An 18,838-nucleotide genomic window follows, 5' to 3' on the forward strand; every position below is an offset into this window, starting at 1 on the left:
AATTACAGAGTATGTACACATAAATAAAGAATGACAGTAAATGGAGGAAATACAATGAAATGTATTGTTGGCCTTGGCAACATAGGGAAGCGCTTTGAATCAACTCGGCACAATATTGGATTTGAAGTGATTGATTATATGTTAGCACAACATAACTTCACATTAGACAAACAAAAGTTTAAAGGTGCTTATACAATCGAACGTATTGGTCAAGAGAAAGTGATGTTTATCGAACCTTTAACGATGATGAATTTATCAGGAGAAGCTGTAGCACCATTGATGGATTACTATAATATTGAAGTAGAAGACTTAATCGTTTTATATGATGACTTAGACTTACCTCAAGGTGAAATTCGCTTGCGACAAAAAGGAAGTGCCGGTGGACATAACGGTATGAAATCTATTATCCAAATGTTAGGTACTGACCAGTTTAAACGTATTCGTATTGGAGTTGATCGACCAAGCAATGGTATGGCAATAGTTGACTATGTGTTGCAAAAATTTTCCAAAACGGAAAGGGTAATTATGGATAAAGTAATAGACCATTCAGCACGAGCAGTAGAAGCGTTTATTGAGACATCTCGCTTTGATAATGTGATGAATGAATATAATGGTGAAATAAAGTGAAATCAATAATTACAGACTATATTAACAATGACAAACGTTACCAAGAATTAAACGAAGTATTTGGTGAAGATAATATCTTAGTGACAGGATTATCAGCGTCTGCAAAAGCAACAATTATTGCAGAAAAGTTTTTGCAAAGTAGTAAACAGCTCTTAATTGTGACTAATAATTTATATCAAGCTGATAAACTAGAAACAGATTTATTACAATTTGTGCCTGCTAATGATATTTATAAATATCCAATGCAAGATATTATGACAGAAGAATTTTCAACACAAAGCCCTCAATTTATGAGTGAGCGTGTCCGAACTTTAACGGCACTGGCTCAAAATCAGAGAGGCTTATTTATCGTTCCATTAAATGGCTTGAAAAAATGGTTGACACCTGTAGATATGTGGAAAGCACATCAGCTTACGTTACAAGTTGGTGATGATATTGATGTCGATGCATTTTTAACAAAGTTAGTTAATATGGGATATCGCCGTGAAAGTGTTGTATCAAACCTTGGAGAATTTTCTTTGCGTGGGGGCATTATAGATGTGTATCCATTAATTGGGGAACCCGTACGTATCGAATTATTTGATACGGAAGTCGACTCAATTAGAGATTTTGATGTTGAAACACAACGTTCTAACGAAAATATAGAGCAAGTACACATTACGACTGCTAGCGACTATATTATTACAGATGAAGTATTACAACATACTAAGGAACAGTTGCAAAAAGCATATGAAGAGACGCGACCTAAAATTGATAAAGCAGTCAGAAATGATTTAAAAGAAACATATGAAAGTTTTAAATTATTTGAAGAAACTCATTTTGATCATCAAGTGTTACGACGTTTAGTCGCATTCATGTATGAACAACCGGCAACACTTGTTGACTATTTCCAAGATGACGCAATCATTGCTGTAGATGAATATAATAGAATAAAAGAAACAGAACAAACTTTAACTACTGAAACGGATGAGTTTAGCCAAAACTTAATCGAAAGTGGTAAAGGCTTTATCGGACAAACTTTTATAAGTTACGATAATTTTGAATCACATTTAAATGCGTTCAATGTCGCTTACTTCACTTTATTTACTGCGACTATGCCTGTGAAACTCAATCATATTATTAAATTTTCTTGTAAACCGGTGCAACAGTACTACGGTCAATATGATATTATGCGCTCAGAATTTCAACGTTTCATTCAAAATGATTATACTATTGTCATTTTAGCTGAAACTGAAGTAAAAAAAGAAAGAATTCAGTCTATGTTAAGTGAAATGCATATACCTACGTTTATAGATGGACATAGTAATGACATTGAAGGTGGTTGCGCAGTAATTACTGAAGGTAGTCTATCAGAAGGCTTTGAATTACCTTATATGCAATTGGTAGTCGTAACTGAACGTGAATTGTTTAAATCTAAACAAAAGAAAAAACGTAAACAACAGAAAACTTTATCAAATGCAGAAAAAATTAAATCATATCAAGATTTAAAAGTTAGCGACTACGTGGTACATGTGCATCACGGGGTTGGACGCTATTTAGGTGTGGAGACACTGGAAGTCGGAGGCGTACACAAAGATTATATCAAGCTACAGTACAAAGGGACTGACCAATTGTTTGTACCTGTTGATCAAATGGATCAAGTGCAAAAATATGTTGCCTCTGAAGATAAATCACCTAAATTAAATAAATTAGGTGGAACTGAATGGAAAAAAACTAAAGCAAAAGTACAACAAAGTGTTGAAGATATTGCGGATGAGTTAATTACTTTATATAAAGAACGTGAAATGTCAGTTGGTTATCAATATGGTCCAGATACTGCTGAGCAAAATGATTTTGAATTAGATTTCCCATACGATTTAACAGCGGACCAAGCGAAGTCTATCACAGAAATCAAACAAGATATGGAACAACAACGACCTATGGATAGGCTGCTATGCGGTGATGTGGGTTACGGTAAGACAGAAGTAGCTGTACGAGCTGCATTTAAAGCAATCTACGAAGGCAAACAAGTCGCGTTTTTAGTGCCGACGACCATTTTAGCTCAACAACATTACGAAACATTAATTGAACGAATGCAAGATTTCCCTATAGACATTGAACTGATTAGTCGTTTTAGAACAACGAAGGAAATTAAAGAAACTAAAGAAGGATTAAAATCCGGAAAAGTAGATATTGTCGTTGGAACACATAAGTTATTAGGTAAAGATATTAGTTATAAAGATTTAGGGTTACTTATCGTAGATGAAGAACAACGTTTTGGTGTACGCCATAAAGAACGTATTAAATCTTTAAAAACAAATGTTGATGTTCTAACACTTACGGCAACACCTATCCCACGAACGTTGCATATGAGTATGTTAGGTGTACGTGATTTATCTGTTATTGAAACGCCACCGGAAAATAGATTTCCTGTACAAACGTATGTGCTAGAACAAAATACGAATTTTATAAAAGAAGCATTGGAACGTGAAATATCACGTGAAGGTCAAGTGTTCTATTTGTATAATAAAGTTCAGTCAATCTATGAAAAACGTGAACAGTTACAAATGTTGTTACCAGATGCAAATATTGGTGTAGCACATGGTCAAATGACCGAACGAGATTTGGAAGAAACGATGTTAGGCTTTATTAATCATGAATATGATGTGTTAGTGACGACGACAATTATTGAAACAGGCGTTGATGTACCTAATGCTAATACTTTAATAATCGAAGAGGCTGATCGTTTCGGTTTAAGTCAACTTTATCAATTACGTGGTAGGGTAGGACGCTCTAGTCGTATAGGTTACGCTTATTTCTTACATCCAACGAATAAAGTTTTAACAGAAACTGCTGAAGAAAGATTACAAGCTATTAAAGAGTTTACAGAGCTTGGTTCAGGATTTAAAATTGCAATGCGCGATTTGAATATTCGTGGTGCTGGTAATTTACTTGGAAAGCAACAACATGGATTCATTGACTCTGTTGGCTTTGACTTATATTCACAAATGTTAGAAGAGGCAGTTAATGAAAAACGTGGTATTAAACCTGAAAGTGAAGAAGCGCCAGAAGTAGAAATAGAGTTAAATATTGATGCATATCTACCAGCAGAATATATTCAAAATGAACAAGCGAAAATTGAGATCTATAAAAAATTACGGAAAATTGAAAGCGAAACACAGTTAATAGATGTTAAAGACGAATTGTTAGATCGTTTTAATGAATATCCAATAGAAGTTGAACGCTTGTTAGATATGATGGAGATTAAAGTACATGCATTACATGTAGGTGTGACTTCAATTAAAGATAAAGGGAAACAGATAGAAATTTATCTGTCAGAAAAAGCTACACAAGATATTAATGGCGAAACATTATTTAAGCAAACTCAACCATTAGGTCGTGCAATGAAAGTCGGCGTACAAGATGGTAAAATGAAAGTAACGTTAACGAAAGCGAAACAATGGTTTGAAAACCTGAAATTTTTAGCGAAATGTTTAGAAGAAAGTATGGTAATAGAGGATGCGAATTAAAACTAATACAGCGTTTAACGGTGTGGTTATTCTGACAATCGCCTTAATTATGGTGAAAATACTAAGTGCTATTTATCGGGTGCCATACCAAAATGTATTAGGAGATGCTGGATTATATGCCTATCAACAAGTGTATCCGCTTGTGGCATTGGGTGTCATTTTGTCGATGAATGCTATTCCTAGTGCAGTGACACAAACGTTGGGGAATGATAGACAGCATGGTGTCTACACTAAGGTATATCTACGATTACAATGGTGCAGCGTGGCTTTGTTTTTAATCGTTTGCCTAGGCGCACAGTGGATAGCACAGCTAATGGGTGACAGCAATTTGGCGCCGATGTTACGTGCTGCTAGTATTAGCTTTTTGTTTATAGCAGTATTGGGCGTATTACGTGGGTATTATCAAAGCCAACAGCAAATGAATATTCCGGCAATATCACAAGTGCTAGAGCAAGTGATACGTGTCGCAATTATTATGGTGGCTATAGTGTTGTACAGTAAATATAATTGGTCTATCTATGCATCGGGCGCATTAGCTATTACAGGCTCTGCTTTGGGTTTTTTAGTTTCTAGCCTCTATTTAGTGCAACAAAAACCATTTAAATTTAGGCAAACAACACAGACAATCGCGTGGAGACAGTTATCGCTAGCAATTATTGTATTTGCGGTGAGTCATTTGATTGTCATTTTATGGCAAATTATTGATAGCTTTACAATGATACATGCATTGCAACTCCAAGGATTAAGCTTTGAGAATGCCATCATGCTTAAAGGCGTATTTGATCGAGGTGCATCATTTATTCAGATGGGTTTAATTGTGACGACAACGTTTTGTTTTGTACTTATTCCTTTATTAACGGATGCTAAAAAACAAGAGCAGACCGTATTGATGAATCGTTATGCCAATGCGTCACTTAAAATTACAATAGTAATTAGTACGGCGGCAGGCATTGGATTAATCAATTTACTGCCAGTTATGAATCGTGTATTTTTTGAAAATGATAGCCAAACAGCAACGCTGATCGTTTATATGTTGACGGTTATTTGTGTCTCTTTAATTATGATGGAAATGTCATTATTACAAGTTGTAAATAATGAAAAAATAGTATTTATCGGCTGTGCGGTGGGCATGATTACGAAGGGGATATTAAATATTATCCTCATACCTCAAATAGGTTTACTAGGAGGGAGTTGTGCCACTGTGCTATCTCTCGTCGTGACAGTACTCATTTTACAAAGACAGGTATTGAAACATTACCACATTCGCAACTTAAAAATATTTAGCATCAAATTAACGATTGCGATGGTAGTGATGTCATGCGTTGTCCAACTTTGTTTATGGTTGATACCTTCTACAGGACGACTTAGTGGATTAATCGAGTTACTAATTGCTGCTGTGGTCGGTGTAGTAACCTTGATTAGTGCTATAATATGGATGAAAATACTTAAATATCGAGAATTAAAACATTTGCCGTTTGGAGACAAAATTTATCACATTAAGAGAGGGCGACACTGATGAGTCATAAAATCACAATCGTAGGCTTAGGAAATTATGGTATTGATGAGCTACCGTTAGGTGTTTATCGTTTTTTACAACAACAACAGCAAGTATATACTCGTACTTTAGATCATCCAGTCATTACAGAATTACAAGCAGAACTTCAGTTTGAAAGTTTTGATAATATATATGAAACTTACGAGTCATTTGAAGCCGTGTATGATCATATTGTCAATCATTTAATAGAAGCGGCTAAACATACTGATATCGTCTACACAGTTCCTGGACATCCTCGGGTGGCAGAAACGACAACGACTAAATTGTTTGAACTGACAAAAGATAGCACAGACATTGAAGTAGAGGTTCTAGGGGGTAAAAGTTTTATTGACGATGTATTTAATGCGGTAAATGTGGACCCTAATGATGGCTTCACTTTATTAGATGCTACAGCGATTCATACAGCACAGCTAAATATAAGAACACATACTTTAATTACACAAGTCTATAGCGCCCTAATTGCTGGTGAACTCAAAGTGACATTAATGGAACGCTATCCTGATGAACAAATGGTCTATATTGTTGATGGTGCACAAGGTAGCCAAGCACGTGTTATCGAAACACCTTTATTCGAATTAGACCACTATAGCGATATTTATAGTAATGTGACGAGCGTTTTTATTCCTATAGTTGAAAACGAGCAAGCATTTTATAATGATTTTGCTTTCGCGACACAAGTTATCGATCGTTTAGTTGATGATGAAGTAGGTTGTCCGTGGGATAACAAACAAACACATACATCACTAAAACGTTATTTAATCGAAGAATCTTTTGAGTTGTTCGAAGCGATAGATAATGAAGATGATTGGCATATTGTAGAAGAATTGGGCGATATTTTACTACAAGTATTCTTGCATTCAAGTATTGGTAAAAAAGCAGGCTACTTCGATATAGATGAAGTACTATCTAGTGTGACTGCTAAAATGATACGTCGACATCCTCATGTGTTCGGAGATGAGCAAGCAGAAAATATTGAAGAGTTAAAAGAAATTTGGTCTACAGCTAAAGCTAAAGAAGGTAAAGAAACTCGTGTGAAGTTTGAAAAAGTATTTGCAGACCATTTCTTAAAATTATATGATGAAACCAAAGCAATGGCGCTCGATGAAACGCAATTAAAACAATATTTAGTACAAGGAGGAACCGACAATGAGATTAGATAAATATCTCAAAGTGTCACGTTTAGTAAAACGTCGTACTTTAGCTAAAGAAATTAGCGATCAAGGTCGAATTACCGTTAATGGTAGTGTAGCTAAGGCCGGTACAGATGTTAAAGTTGATGATGAATTAGTAATTCGTTTTGGTCAAAAAATCATCACGATAAAAGTTACTGGTCTCAGTGAACATGCGACAAAAGAAAATGCGAAAGGCATGTTCGAATTACTTAAAGAAGAACGTGTGAATGATAATTAATTAGGAGGTGACAAGCGATGGGAAAAAAAGTAGAAAATATAGGCAATACCTATACTTCTGACAAAAACCAACAGAAAAAAAAGCAACAAATGCGCCGTCGCGTAGTACGCAAACGTATCACCTTATTTGGTGGTATTTTATTAGCTATTATTTTAATTCTCGTTGTTATGCTTGTCACTCAAACAAAAAGTAACGAGGAAGCTTCAATAGAACGACAAGATAAACAAGAAAGATACCAAAAGCAGCAAGATGAAGAGCTCGCACTTAAAGAAGAATTAAATAATTTAAATGATAAAAGTTATATTGAAAAAGTAGCACGTGATGATTATTATTTAAGTAACGATGGTGAAGTTATTTTTAAATTACCTGGTGATAAATCTAAACAAGAAGATAAAGCATCTAAACAAGATAAATAAAAAAATATTTATTTAATTTAAATACCATTGTTAAATTATAGAAACAAGCATATAATAAGGTTAAAATCGAATCTAATCGGGAGGATTTATTTACAATATGTCAATCGAAGTAGGAAACAAGCTTAAAGGTAAAGTCACTGGTATTAAAAAGTTTGGCGCATTTGTCGAGCTTCCTGAAGGTAAAAGTGGCTTAGTTCACATAAGTGAAGTTGCAGATAATTATGTTGAGAATGTTGAAGATCATTTATCTGTTGGGGATGAAGTTGAAGTAAAGGTACTTACAATTGCTGACGACGGCAAAATTAGTCTCTCTATTAAAAAAGCAAAAGATCGTCCACGTAGACCACAACAAAGTAAACCAAGTCAAAAACAGGTACAATCTAAACCAGAAGATTTTGAAAAGAAATTAAATAATTTCTTAAAAGATAGTGAAGATAAATTAACATCCATAAAACGTCAAACAGAATCTAGACGCGGTGGCAGAGGTTCAAGACGTTAATATAAAGGTTGATTGTTGTTCTGACTAAAGTGTACGTTGCTGTATCTGGCAATAACAACCACAGACTGTTTTCTGTTAGATAGAAAACAGTCTGTTTTTATTGTAGGTTCAAATTTACACTTGAATTGCACAAGTAATATATCATAGTTTTGGAGGTGTTGAGTTGGAACTTAATACAGAGAGTTGGTCAACAGCAGATCATATTGTGTTAGCTGTCTCAACAGGTATAGATAGTATGGTATTGTTGCATGCACTAACAACAACATTTGCAGATAGTTACAAACAGTTAACATGCCTCCATGTCAATCATGATATAAGGGAAGCATCTACGGATGAAATGCATTTTATTCAACGCTATTGTGAGCAGCATCATATCAACTTATTTACTACGACACTTGATTTATCAACGTTGATGGCACAAGGAAAAAGCATTGAACATGAAGCACGTACGCTAAGATATAGTTGGTTTGATGCGCAGATGCATCAACTTGGCGCGGATGTCTTATTGACAGCACACCATCAAGACGACCAAATAGAAACAATTTTTTATCGCTTGATGACAGGAAAATCCACAAGAAGCGGCTTAGGTATGGCATCAGTTAGTTATCGCAATGGCTATAAAATAGCACGCCCCTTACTTGAAGTAACTAAAGCGGATATTAAAGCTGTACAAAAGAAATATGAGATACCATTTTTTGAAGACGTTACAAATCATGATAATAAATATGTACGTAATGATATTCGCAATCGTATATTACCTACCATCGAAGAAAATACCCACTTATCAACGCAACACCTATTAAAATTAAAAACTTGGCACGATGAACAACGAGAAATACTACATAAGCAGGCACGTTCATTTGTGGCTGAACATGGTAATTACAGCACCACGAAATTAACACTTGCACGAGAACCATTTAATAACTTACAGTATTCATTGAAAGTCTCTGTACTTGATAACGTATTGAATGACATGGATGCACTTTTTGGTTTTGCCGAAAAAACATATATTGAATGGTTTCGACAACTTGCGAGTAGTGTAGCGCAAGCAACATTATTTTCTACGGATAAATGGATAATTCACATTGCATATGATAAATTTATAATAATGGCAAAAGATAATCAGATCTTGAGGACAATGCAAATTTCACAGGAAGGTCACTATCGTTTTGGTCATTATCAAATTCATATTCATGAGACTTTACCTTCCGAAGAATACCCACTGACAATCCGAACTCGGAAACCAGGTGATCGTTATCAATTAAGTGGTAAACAAGGGCATAAAAAGGTGAATAGACTTTTTATTGATCGTAAAGTAGTGGACGCGGAGAGGGATCAGACTCCAATAGTAATAAACGCACAAAATGAGATTATTGCAGTTGGCACTTTGTATAAAGCAGAATACATTCAAAATTCAATTTTGATAAAATTTATGGGAGATGAAAGAGACAATGCATGAGGATTTAAAAGAAGTATTACTCAGTGAAGACGATATTCAAGAGATTTGTCGTGATTTAGGAGCTAAATTAACAGCAGATTACCAAGGGAAACCATTAGTTTGTATTGGTATTTTAAAAGGATCAGTTATGTTCATGGCTGATTTAATTAAGCGTATTGATACACACCTAGCTATCGATTTCATGGATGTATCTAGTTACCATGGGGGCACTGAATCTACTGGGGAAGTAAAAATTTTAAAAGATTTAAGCTCATCAATAGAAGGTAAAGATGTCGTTATTTTAGAAGATATCTTAGAAACAGGAACAACATTAAAGTCAATTACAGAACTATTGGAATCACGTCGCGTCAACTCATTAGAAATTGTTACGTTATTAGATAAGCCTAACCGTCGTAAAGCCAACATCGAAGCTAAATACGTTGGTAAGAAGATTCCAGATGAATTTGTTGTAGGATATGGCCTAGATTATGGAGAACATTATCGTAACTTGCCTTACATTGGTACATTAAAACCAGAAGTTTATTCAAAATAAGGCAATAACGTTTCATCATAAACCATGTTGTTATATACTATAAATTCCACCCGATTTATTTAAGTAATTAAAAGTTGGTGTTTTATTTTTTACATAGTATAAAATAAATGAACTATTTAACAATGAATTTAGAATAAATAACAAGGAAAACAACGGGATTGAAAGCGCAACGCAAAAGGTGAAATACTAGCCTACCATTTAAGTGTTGTGTTACAATTTTTGTTAGTTTTATTATTGAAGTAGGAGGAAACAACGCATGCAGAAAGCCTTTCGCAATGTGCTAGTTATCGCAATTATTGGCGTTATAATTTTTGGCTTATTTTCATGGTTAAATGGAAATGGCAATATGCCAAAACAGCTTACTTATAACCAATTTGTTGAAAAATTAGATAAAGGTGACTTAAAATCACTTGAAATTCAACCTGAACAAAGTGTTTATATGGTAAGTGGTAAAACTAAAAATGATGAAGATTATTCTTCAACTATTTTATATAACAACGACAAAGAATTACAAAAAATAACTGATACAGCACAAAAACAAGATAACTTGAAATTTACAGTTAAAGAAGAAGAAAAACAAAGTGTATTTGTCAGCATATTAACAACACTGATTCCAGTATTAATTATTGCACTACTGTTTATATTCTTCTTAAGCCAAGCCCAAGGTGGCGGTGGCGGCGGTCGTATGATGAACTTTGGTAAATCTAAAGCTAAAATGTACGATAGCCAGAAAAAACGTGTTCGCTTCTCTGACGTAGCTGGTGCAGATGAAGAAAAACAAGAATTAGTGGAAATTGTGGACTTCTTAAAAGACAATAAGCAATTCAAACAAATGGGTTCACGTATACCTAAAGGTGTTCTTTTAGTTGGTCCTCCAGGTACTGGTAAAACATTACTTGCACGTGCAGTTGCAGGTGAAGCAGGTACGCCATTCTTCTCTATCAGTGGTTCTGACTTCGTAGAAATGTTTGTCGGTGTCGGTGCGAGCCGTGTACGTGACTTATTCGAAAATGCTAAGAAAAATGCACCATGTATTATTTTCATTGATGAAATTGATGCTGTAGGTCGTCAACGTGGTGCTGGTGTTGGTGGCGGTCATGACGAACGTGAACAAACACTAAACCAATTACTTGTTGAAATGGATGGCTTTGGTGAAAACGAAGGTATCATTATGATAGCTGCGACAAACAGACCAGACATTCTAGACCCTGCATTATTACGACCAGGTCGTTTTGACCGACAAATTCAAGTGGGTCGTCCAGATGTTAAAGGTCGTGAAGCAATCTTACATGTACATGCGAAAAATAAACCACTTGATGAAACAGTTGACTTAAAAGCAATATCACAAAGAACACCAGGCTTCTCAGGTGCCGATTTGGAAAACTTACTAAATGAAGCATCATTAGTTGCTGTGCGTGAAGGTAAGAAGAAAATCGATATGCGTGACATTGAAGAAGCAACAGACCGTGTAATTGCCGGTCCTGCTAAAAAATCACGTGTTATTTCAGAAAAAGAACGCAATATTGTCGCACATCACGAAGCGGGTCATACTATTATAGGTATGGTACTAGACGAAGCTGAAGTTGTGCATAAGGTGACAATTGTACCACGTGGCCAAGCAGGTGGTTATGCAATGATGTTACCTAAACAAGATCGTTTCTTAATGACTGAACCTGAATTACTCGATAAAATTTGTGGTCTACTCGGTGGACGTGTTTCAGAAGATATTAACTTTGGTGAAGTATCAACAGGTGCTTCAAACGACTTTGAACGTGCAACACATATTGCTCGTCAGATGGTTACAGAGTATGGTATGAGTGAAAAATTAGGTCCACTTCAATTTTCAAGTGGTAGCGGTGGTCAAGTATTCTTAGGCAAAGATATGCAAGGTGATCCAGAATACTCCGGTCAAATCGCTTATGAAATTGATAAAGAGGTACAACGTATTGTTAAAGAGCAATATGCACGAGCTAAAGACATTTTATTAGAACATAAAAAACAATTAGTTTTAATTGCTGAAACATTATTAACAGAAGAAACATTAGTTGCTGAACAAATCAAATCATTATTTAACGATGGCGTACTACCAGAAGTTAATTACGACGATGCTAAAGTTGTCGACAAAACTGATTCTGAATTTGAAGAAGGCAAGTATGGTAAATCTTACGATGAAATTCGTAAAGAACAAGATTTAGATACAGATGACAGCGACGATACACAAGAAAATCACTCAACGGATGATGACACTGACGATAATACTTCACAAGAAGATACTGGCCATGAACAAGCGCCAAATATCGATAAGCCAAGCAATCCAAGTGATCCAAATGATCCTAGCACCAGAAATTAATCACTGTAAAAAAACTCTTTCCGCTATATAGAATTAGTGGAAAGAGTTTTTTGATGTAATAAAAGCTACATTGTGTCAGACAAATATTTAGCAATTTTTAGCTATTCCCATTAGAATATATGGAATGAAAAGTTATTTCACGAAATCATGTTGATGATTGATCAATTATGGATATGATATAACTATAAACACAAAAAGGAGAATAGAGTAATGACGAAGGATTATATTATTAAAGCACTTGCATTTGATGGTCAAATTAGAGCATACAGTGCATTGACAACAGAGGCAGTGCAAGAAGCGCAAACAAGACATTATACTTGGCCGACAGCTTCAGCTGCCCTAGGCCGTACCATGACTGCTACATTAATGATGGGTGCAATGTTAAAAGGTGAGCAAAAATTAACAGTAACTTTAGATGGGCAAGGACCAGTAGGTAAAGTGATTGCAGATGCAGATGCAGAAGGTAATGTTAGAGGTTATGTTACTCAACCACAAACACATTTTCCATTAAATAGTGTCGGCAAATTAGATGTCAGTAGAGCAGTTGGTACCAATGGTTCGCTAACAGTAGTTAAAGATATCGGTATGAAAGATTACTTCTCCGGTTCAAGTCCAATTGTCTCTGGAGAAGTAGGTGACGATTTCACTTATTATTTTGCTAAAAGTGAACAAGTACCATCATCAGTAGGTTTAGGTGTGTTGGTAAATCCAGATAATACAATTAAAGCTTCTGGGGGCTTTATTATTCAAGTAATGCCAGGAGCACAAGAAGAAACAATTGCACAATTAGAAGAAGCAATCAACAACATGACTCCAGTTTCACAATTGATTGATCAAGGCACTTCAGCAGAAGGATTATTATACGAAATTTTAGGCGAAGAGAATGTCCAAATTTTAGAAGAATTACCGGCACAGTTTGAATGTAATTGTGGTCATGATAAGTTCTTAAACGCTATTAAAGGATTAGGGGAAGCAGAAATCAAAGATATGATTGAAAAAGATCACGGCGCTGAAGCTGAATGTCATTTTTGTCGTAACAAATATCAATTTAGTGAAGCAGAGTTACAAGCATTAATATAAAAAATCGAAAGTTATCGTGTAAATTTATTTTCTATAGTTATAAAAATAAATATTTTCACAGAAATAAACGCTTATAGTTGTATTTACAGAAAAATCTGATAAAATAAAAGATATCCGAGAGAAAAAGTAAGTTTTATTTCCAACTTAAACTTTTATTAAAAGGAGCATTTTTTTATGACAAACAACAGATTCGAAAATATTGTAGACGTAATAGGTAATACACCCGTAGTTAAATTAAATAGAGTAACAGATGAAAATGCTGCAGATGTATACGTAAAATTAGAATATCAAAACCCAGGTGGCTCTGTTAAAGACCGTATTGCATTAGCAATGATTGAAAAAGCTGAAAAAGACGGTAAAATCAAACCAGGGGACACTATTGTAGAACCAACAAGTGGTAATACTGGAATTGGTTTAGCATTTGTTTGTGCTGCTAAAGGTTATAATGCAGTTTTCACTATGCCAGAAACAATGAGTCAGGAACGCCGTAACTTATTAAAAGCATACGGTGCAGAAGTAGTATTGACTCCAGGTGCTGAAGCGATGAAAGGTGCTATTAAAAAAGCTAAAGAACTAAAAGAAGAAAAAGGTTACTTCGAGCCACAACAATTCGAAAACCCTGCTAACCCAGAAGTACATGAATTAACAACAGGTCCAGAGTTAGTTAATCAATTCGAAGGTAAATCAATCGATGCATTCTTAGCTGGTGTTGGTACAGGCGGTACGCTAAGTGGTGTTGGTAAAGTGCTAAAAGAAACTTACCCTGATGTTCAAATTGTCGCAATTGAACCAGAAGATTCACCAGTACTTAGCGGTGGCGAACCAGGACCACATAAATTACAAGGTTTAGGTGCAGGTTTCGTACCAGACACTCTAAATACTGAAGTATATGACGACATTATTAAAGTAGCTAACGAAACAGCTATGGATATGTCACGTCGTGTAGCTAAAGAAGAAGGTATCTTAGGCGGTATTTCATCTGGAGCTGCTATAGTAGCTGCATTAGAAAAAGCCAAAGAATTAGGTAAAGGCAAAACAGTTGTAACAGTATTACCAAGTAATGGTGAGCGTTACCTATCAACACCGTTATATTCATTTGATAATTAATAATATAATATATAACAATTTACATTTACCGAGCGCATTTATTGTGCTCGGTTTCTTTGTGATTATACATAACAACAATAAGCTGAATAAGGTTCAATTATTTAAGCTCTTACTACTGAAAAAAATAGAAAATCGCGTTATTATTAATAATGTATATAATCTGCCAATATAGAATTTATAAGTGAAAAGGAGAGCATCATGGGACAAACTAAGATTATGGGGATACTTAACGTCACACCAGATTCATTTTCTGATGGTGGCAAATACAATACAGTTGAAAATGCAGTTCAACGCGCAACAGAAATGATAGACGAAGGCGTAGATATTATTGATATCGGAGGTATATCTACACGTCCAGCAGGATATGAAGAAATTAGCATTGAAGAAGAATTGGAACGTGTAGTGCCAGTAGTTAAAGCTTTAGCACCATATGATGTTCAATTGTCTATCGATACTTATCGTAGTGAAGTTGCTGAGGCTGCTATGAAATTAGGCGCAACAATGATTAATGATCAATGGGCAGGCCTATACGATGAAAAAATGATTGATGTTGTAGCTAAATATGAATGTGAAATTGTACTTATGCATAATGGTGATGGTCATAGAACAGAGCCAGTCATGGATGAAATGCTAGTGTCTCTCTTAAAACAAGCAAATAAAGCAGAGATGGCAGGAATACCAAAACATAAAATTTGGTTAGATCCAGGTATTGGTTTTGCTAAAACACGAGAAGAAGAAAATGAAGTGATGGCACGACTAGATGAATTGGTAGCGACAGAGTATCCGATACTATTAGCAACAAGCAGAAAAAGATTTATCAAAGAAATGATAGGACATGATACAGAACCATTAGAACGTGATGAAGCGACTGCAGCAACGACTGCATATGGTATAATGAAAGGCGTTCAAGGAGTGAGGGTACATAACGTGCAACTAAACTCTAGGGTTAGTCACAGTTTAAATTTTTTAAAGGAGAATGAGTATGCACGACACAATCTTTCTTAATGGACTGAAATTTTATGGGTACCATGGAGCACTAGCTGCAGAAAATGAAATCGGACAAATATTTATTGTCGATATTACATTAAAGGTTGATTTGACAGAAGCGGGACATTCTGATGATGTGGCTGACACAGTACATTATGGTGAAGTATTTGAAGATGTGAAAGCAATTATGGAAGGTACAGCAGTAAATTTGTTAGAGCATCTAGCAGAACGTATTGCAAAACGTATAAATTCACACTATAATCGTGTAATGGAAACGAAAGTCAGAATCACTAAAGAAAACCCACCAATTCCAGGTCACTATGATGGAGTGGGAATCGAAATAGTGAGGGAGAATGACTAATGACATATGCATATTTAGGTTTAGGTAGTAATGTAGGCGACCGATTATCACAATTAGAGCAGGCGATAGAGATTTTAGACCATACAGAAAACATTAACGTGACACAAGTATCCCCGGTTTATGAAACAGAACCAGTAGGTTACGTGGAACAACCACAATTTTTAAATTTATGCATAGAAGTAGAAACATCATTAACACCGAAAATGTTATTACAAAAATGCTTACAAACAGAACATCAGTTACATCGTGTAAGAGATATACGCTGGGGTCCGAGAACGTTGGATGTAGATATTTTACTTTATGGTGATGACATTATAGAGGAAGCGGATCTTGTTATACCTCATCCTAGGATGTTTGAACGTGCGTTTGTTTTAATTCCATTAAATGATATAGCGGGTGCGTATAAAGAACCACGTTCACACAAAACTATTGAAGAATTAGTCATCCCAGATGACTCAGTAAAGAAGTATAAAGCGTAAGCTTGCACAAAATGTCTAGATAATACTAGCATTGATGTTGTAATGAATGATAAGTAGAAAACATTAGTACCCGTCGATGAATTGATGAAAATTACATTACGCAGCAACTATTAAAAGTAGAAATTACTTTATTACATTTGCATCGTTTAGTAAAATTAAAAGGTGAAAAGTTGGCGTCATAGTATAATGTAAAAATGCCTGTTGGTATCTAAAGGATCTAGATGATAACAAAAGCACAAAAAAAGCTAAACCAATTAGAAACAGAGCTAGCAATGATTAATGTACTAGAAGCGTGTCAAACAGAACAAAAGTAGAACAAGAAGCATAAAGGAGAGAAAGTAAATGTCAGAAGAATTGAATGACCAAATGCAGGTGCGTCGCCAAAAACTACAAGAGTTATACGATTTAGGAATTGATCCATTCGGAAAACGTTTTGACCGTACTGCGGAAGCAGACCAACTCCATCATGATTGGGATGCCTTTACTAAAGATGAGTTACATGACAAAGAAGAAGAAAGTCAAGTGGTTATTGCAGGACGCATAATGACTAAAAGAGGTAAAGGTAAAGCTGGCTTTGCCCATGTACAAGATTTATCAGGTCAAATTCAAATATACGTACGTAAAGACCAAGTAGGAGAAGATCAATTTGCAATATGGAATTCATCTGATCTAGGTGATATCGTTGGTGTCGACGGTGTAATGTTTAAAACAAATACAGGTGAACTTTCAGTTAAAGCAAAATCATTCACATTACTAACAAAATCATTACGTCCATTGCCAGATAAATTCCACGGCTTACAAGATATCGAACAACGTTATCGTCAACGTTATTTAGATTTAATTACCAACCAAGAAAGTACACAAACATTCATCAACCGCAGTAAAATTTTACAAGAAATGCGTAACTACTTAAATAAACAAGGATTCTTAGAAGTAGAAACACCAATGTTACATCAAATCGCTGGAGGTGCAGCAGCTAGACCATTCGTAACACACCACAATGCTCTAGATGTTACATTATATATGCGTATAGCAATTGAACTACATTTGAAACGTTTAATTGTTGGTGGTTTAGAAAAAGTATATGAAATTGGGCGTGTGTTTAGAAACGAAGGCGTATCAACGCGTCACAACCCTGAATTTACGATGATAGAATTATATGAGGCATACGCAGATTATAAAGATATCATGGACTTGACTGAATCTATGGTAAGAGAAATTGCAAACAATGTATTTGGAAGTGCGAAAGTACAATATGGTGAAGACACAATAGATTTAGAGTCCCCATGGAAACGTGTGCACATGGTAGATGCAGTGAAAGAGACTACTGGTGTCAATTTCTATGAAGTAGAAACAGATGAAGAAGCTAAAAACCTAGCAAAAGAACATGGCATTGAAATTACAGATAATATGAAATATGGACATATTTTAAATGAATTTTTCGAACAAAAAGTCGAAGAAACATTGATGCAACCAACATTCGTATATGGTCATCCTATTGAAATTTCTCCATTGGCGAAAAAGAATCCAGAAGATCCACGTTATACAGATCGTTTTGAATTATTTATCGTTGGCAGAGAACACGCAAATGCCTTTACAGAACTAAATGATCCAATCGATCAACGTGAACGCTTTGAAGCACAATTAGTCGAAAAAGAAGAAGGTAATGATGAAGCGCATGAAATGGATGAAGACTTTATCGAAGCATTAGAATATGGTATGCCGCCAACAGGTGGTTTAGGTATTGGTATTGATAGATTGGTTATGTTGTTAACTAATTCAGCGTCTATCAGAGACGTATTACTGTTCCCAACAATGAAACAAAAATAAAATAGTCGCTTAACAAAGCCATCATCTATGTGTGTTATAAATAGATGATGGCTTTTTGTTTGCATTCATTTTACAAATATAGTATTAATATTTTAAATAGAAAATGAAGTAATAAGAAACTTTAAAAGAATATTGTATGAATAAAATATAAAATTAATCTTAAAAAACAGTAGAAATGAATAGATTTCTGTGATAGACTTAATCAAGTCGAGTTGAGGAAACACTACTCAACACAGTAATTGTGAGTCTTAACTATTAAGAACAACAATTAATAAAAAAAGTGAAAAAGTGATTGACACTTTGTAGAAAATGAAGTAATATATAAAAGTCGTCAAAAACAACTTGGTTCGAAAAATGATTTTGTAAATGAAATGTTAAAAACATTTTAATGAAGTGTAAAATTGACTATTGCAAGTGATTGCAAAACAATGTATTATTTAAAAGGTAAGTTAATTGTCTGGTGGCAATGGCAAAGAGGTCACACCTGTTCCCATGCCGAACACAGAAGTTAAGCTCTTTAGCGCCGATGGTAGTTGGATTTACATCCCGCTAGAGTAGGACGTTGCCAGGCGAATACATACACGGAGAATTAGCTCAGCTGGGAGAGCATCTGCCTTACAAGCAGAGGGTCGGCGGT

At 35.1% G+C, this 18,838-nt stretch carries 16 protein-coding genes and 1 rRNA gene; all 17 read left to right on the forward strand.

All coding sequences use genetic code 11. The annotated features are described in order from the left end of the window. Positions 1-54 precede the first annotated feature (54 nt). Positions 55-627, forward strand: a complete 573-nt coding sequence (gene pth, locus CD036_RS12850) for an aminoacyl-tRNA hydrolase (protein WP_002509804.1) — start codon at positions 55-57, stop codon at positions 625-627. Then, on the forward strand, positions 624-4,136 hold the full coding sequence (gene mfd, locus CD036_RS12855; protein WP_103388834.1) for a transcription-repair coupling factor: 3,513 nt from the start codon (positions 624-626) through the stop codon (positions 4,134-4,136). The genes pth and mfd overlap by 4 nt, the downstream gene beginning before the upstream one ends. Then, positions 4,126-5,652: a polysaccharide biosynthesis protein gene (locus tag CD036_RS12860; RefSeq protein ID WP_103388835.1), complete on the forward strand. Its 1,527-nt coding sequence runs from the start codon at positions 4,126-4,128 to the stop codon at positions 5,650-5,652. Before mfd ends, CD036_RS12860 begins: the two co-directional genes overlap by 11 nt. Beyond that, complete coding sequence (locus CD036_RS12865; RefSeq protein ID WP_103388836.1) at positions 5,652-6,851, forward strand: MazG nucleotide pyrophosphohydrolase domain-containing protein; 1,200 nt, start codon at positions 5,652-5,654, stop codon at positions 6,849-6,851. The genes CD036_RS12860 and CD036_RS12865 overlap by 1 nt, the downstream gene beginning before the upstream one ends. Next, a complete protein-coding gene (locus tag CD036_RS12870) occupies positions 6,838-7,101 on the forward strand; it encodes an RNA-binding S4 domain-containing protein (RefSeq protein ID WP_002509808.1) in 264 nt (87 codons plus the stop codon). Before CD036_RS12865 ends, CD036_RS12870 begins: the two co-directional genes overlap by 14 nt. 17 nt (positions 7,102-7,118) lie before the next feature. Further along, on the forward strand, positions 7,119-7,517 hold the full coding sequence (locus CD036_RS12875) for an FtsB family cell division protein (RefSeq protein ID WP_002509809.1): 399 nt from the start codon (positions 7,119-7,121) through the stop codon (positions 7,515-7,517). A 97-nt stretch (positions 7,518-7,614) separates the two neighbouring features. Beyond that, complete coding sequence (locus CD036_RS12880; protein WP_002509810.1) at positions 7,615-8,016, forward strand: S1 domain-containing RNA-binding protein; 402 nt, start codon at positions 7,615-7,617, stop codon at positions 8,014-8,016. Between the two features lie 163 nt (positions 8,017-8,179). Continuing rightward, entirely contained in the window at positions 8,180-9,475 is a 1,296-nt protein-coding gene (gene tilS, locus CD036_RS12885; protein WP_002509811.1) for a tRNA lysidine(34) synthetase TilS, read from the forward strand. Continuing rightward, the gene (gene hpt, locus CD036_RS12890) at positions 9,468-10,007 is read left to right on the forward strand and encodes a hypoxanthine phosphoribosyltransferase (protein ID WP_002509812.1); all 540 of its coding nucleotides are present in this window, start codon (positions 9,468-9,470) and stop codon (positions 10,005-10,007) included. Before tilS ends, hpt begins: the two co-directional genes overlap by 8 nt. A gap of 256 nt (positions 10,008-10,263) precedes the next feature. Next, positions 10,264-12,357, forward strand: a complete 2,094-nt coding sequence (gene ftsH, locus CD036_RS12895) for an ATP-dependent zinc metalloprotease FtsH (protein WP_002509813.1) — start codon at positions 10,264-10,266, stop codon at positions 12,355-12,357. A gap of 210 nt (positions 12,358-12,567) precedes the next feature. Next, positions 12,568-13,437: an Hsp33 family molecular chaperone HslO gene (hslO, locus tag CD036_RS12900; protein WP_002509814.1), complete on the forward strand. Its 870-nt coding sequence runs from the start codon at positions 12,568-12,570 to the stop codon at positions 13,435-13,437. 174 nt (positions 13,438-13,611) lie between these two features. Next, positions 13,612-14,544, forward strand: a complete 933-nt coding sequence (gene cysK / locus CD036_RS12905; protein WP_002509815.1) for a cysteine synthase A — start codon at positions 13,612-13,614, stop codon at positions 14,542-14,544. Positions 14,545-14,742: 198 nt separating this feature from the next. After that, positions 14,743-15,549 carry a dihydropteroate synthase gene (gene folP / locus CD036_RS12910; protein WP_103388837.1) on the forward strand — a complete coding sequence of 269 codons (807 nt, stop codon included), beginning with the start codon at positions 14,743-14,745 and terminating at the stop codon, positions 15,547-15,549. Further along, positions 15,527-15,892 carry a dihydroneopterin aldolase gene (gene folB / locus CD036_RS12915; RefSeq protein WP_002509817.1) on the forward strand — a complete coding sequence of 122 codons (366 nt, stop codon included), beginning with the start codon at positions 15,527-15,529 and terminating at the stop codon, positions 15,890-15,892. The genes folP and folB overlap by 23 nt, the downstream gene beginning before the upstream one ends. Further along, on the forward strand, positions 15,892-16,371 hold the full coding sequence (gene folK, locus CD036_RS12920; protein WP_002509818.1) for a 2-amino-4-hydroxy-6-hydroxymethyldihydropteridine diphosphokinase: 480 nt from the start codon (positions 15,892-15,894) through the stop codon (positions 16,369-16,371). The genes folB and folK overlap by 1 nt, the downstream gene beginning before the upstream one ends. 342 nt (positions 16,372-16,713) lie before the next feature. Next, positions 16,714-18,201 carry a lysine--tRNA ligase gene (gene lysS / locus CD036_RS12925; protein WP_002509819.1) on the forward strand — a complete coding sequence of 496 codons (1,488 nt, stop codon included), beginning with the start codon at positions 16,714-16,716 and terminating at the stop codon, positions 18,199-18,201. Positions 18,202-18,657: 456 nt separating this feature from the next. After that, positions 18,658-18,772: ribosomal RNA gene (gene rrf, locus CD036_RS12930) — 5S ribosomal RNA — on the forward strand. Positions 18,773-18,838: the final 66 nt, after the last annotated feature.

The organism is Staphylococcus arlettae (genome assembly GCF_002902345.1).
Classification (GTDB): Bacteria; Bacillota; Bacilli; order Staphylococcales; family Staphylococcaceae; genus Staphylococcus; species Staphylococcus arlettae.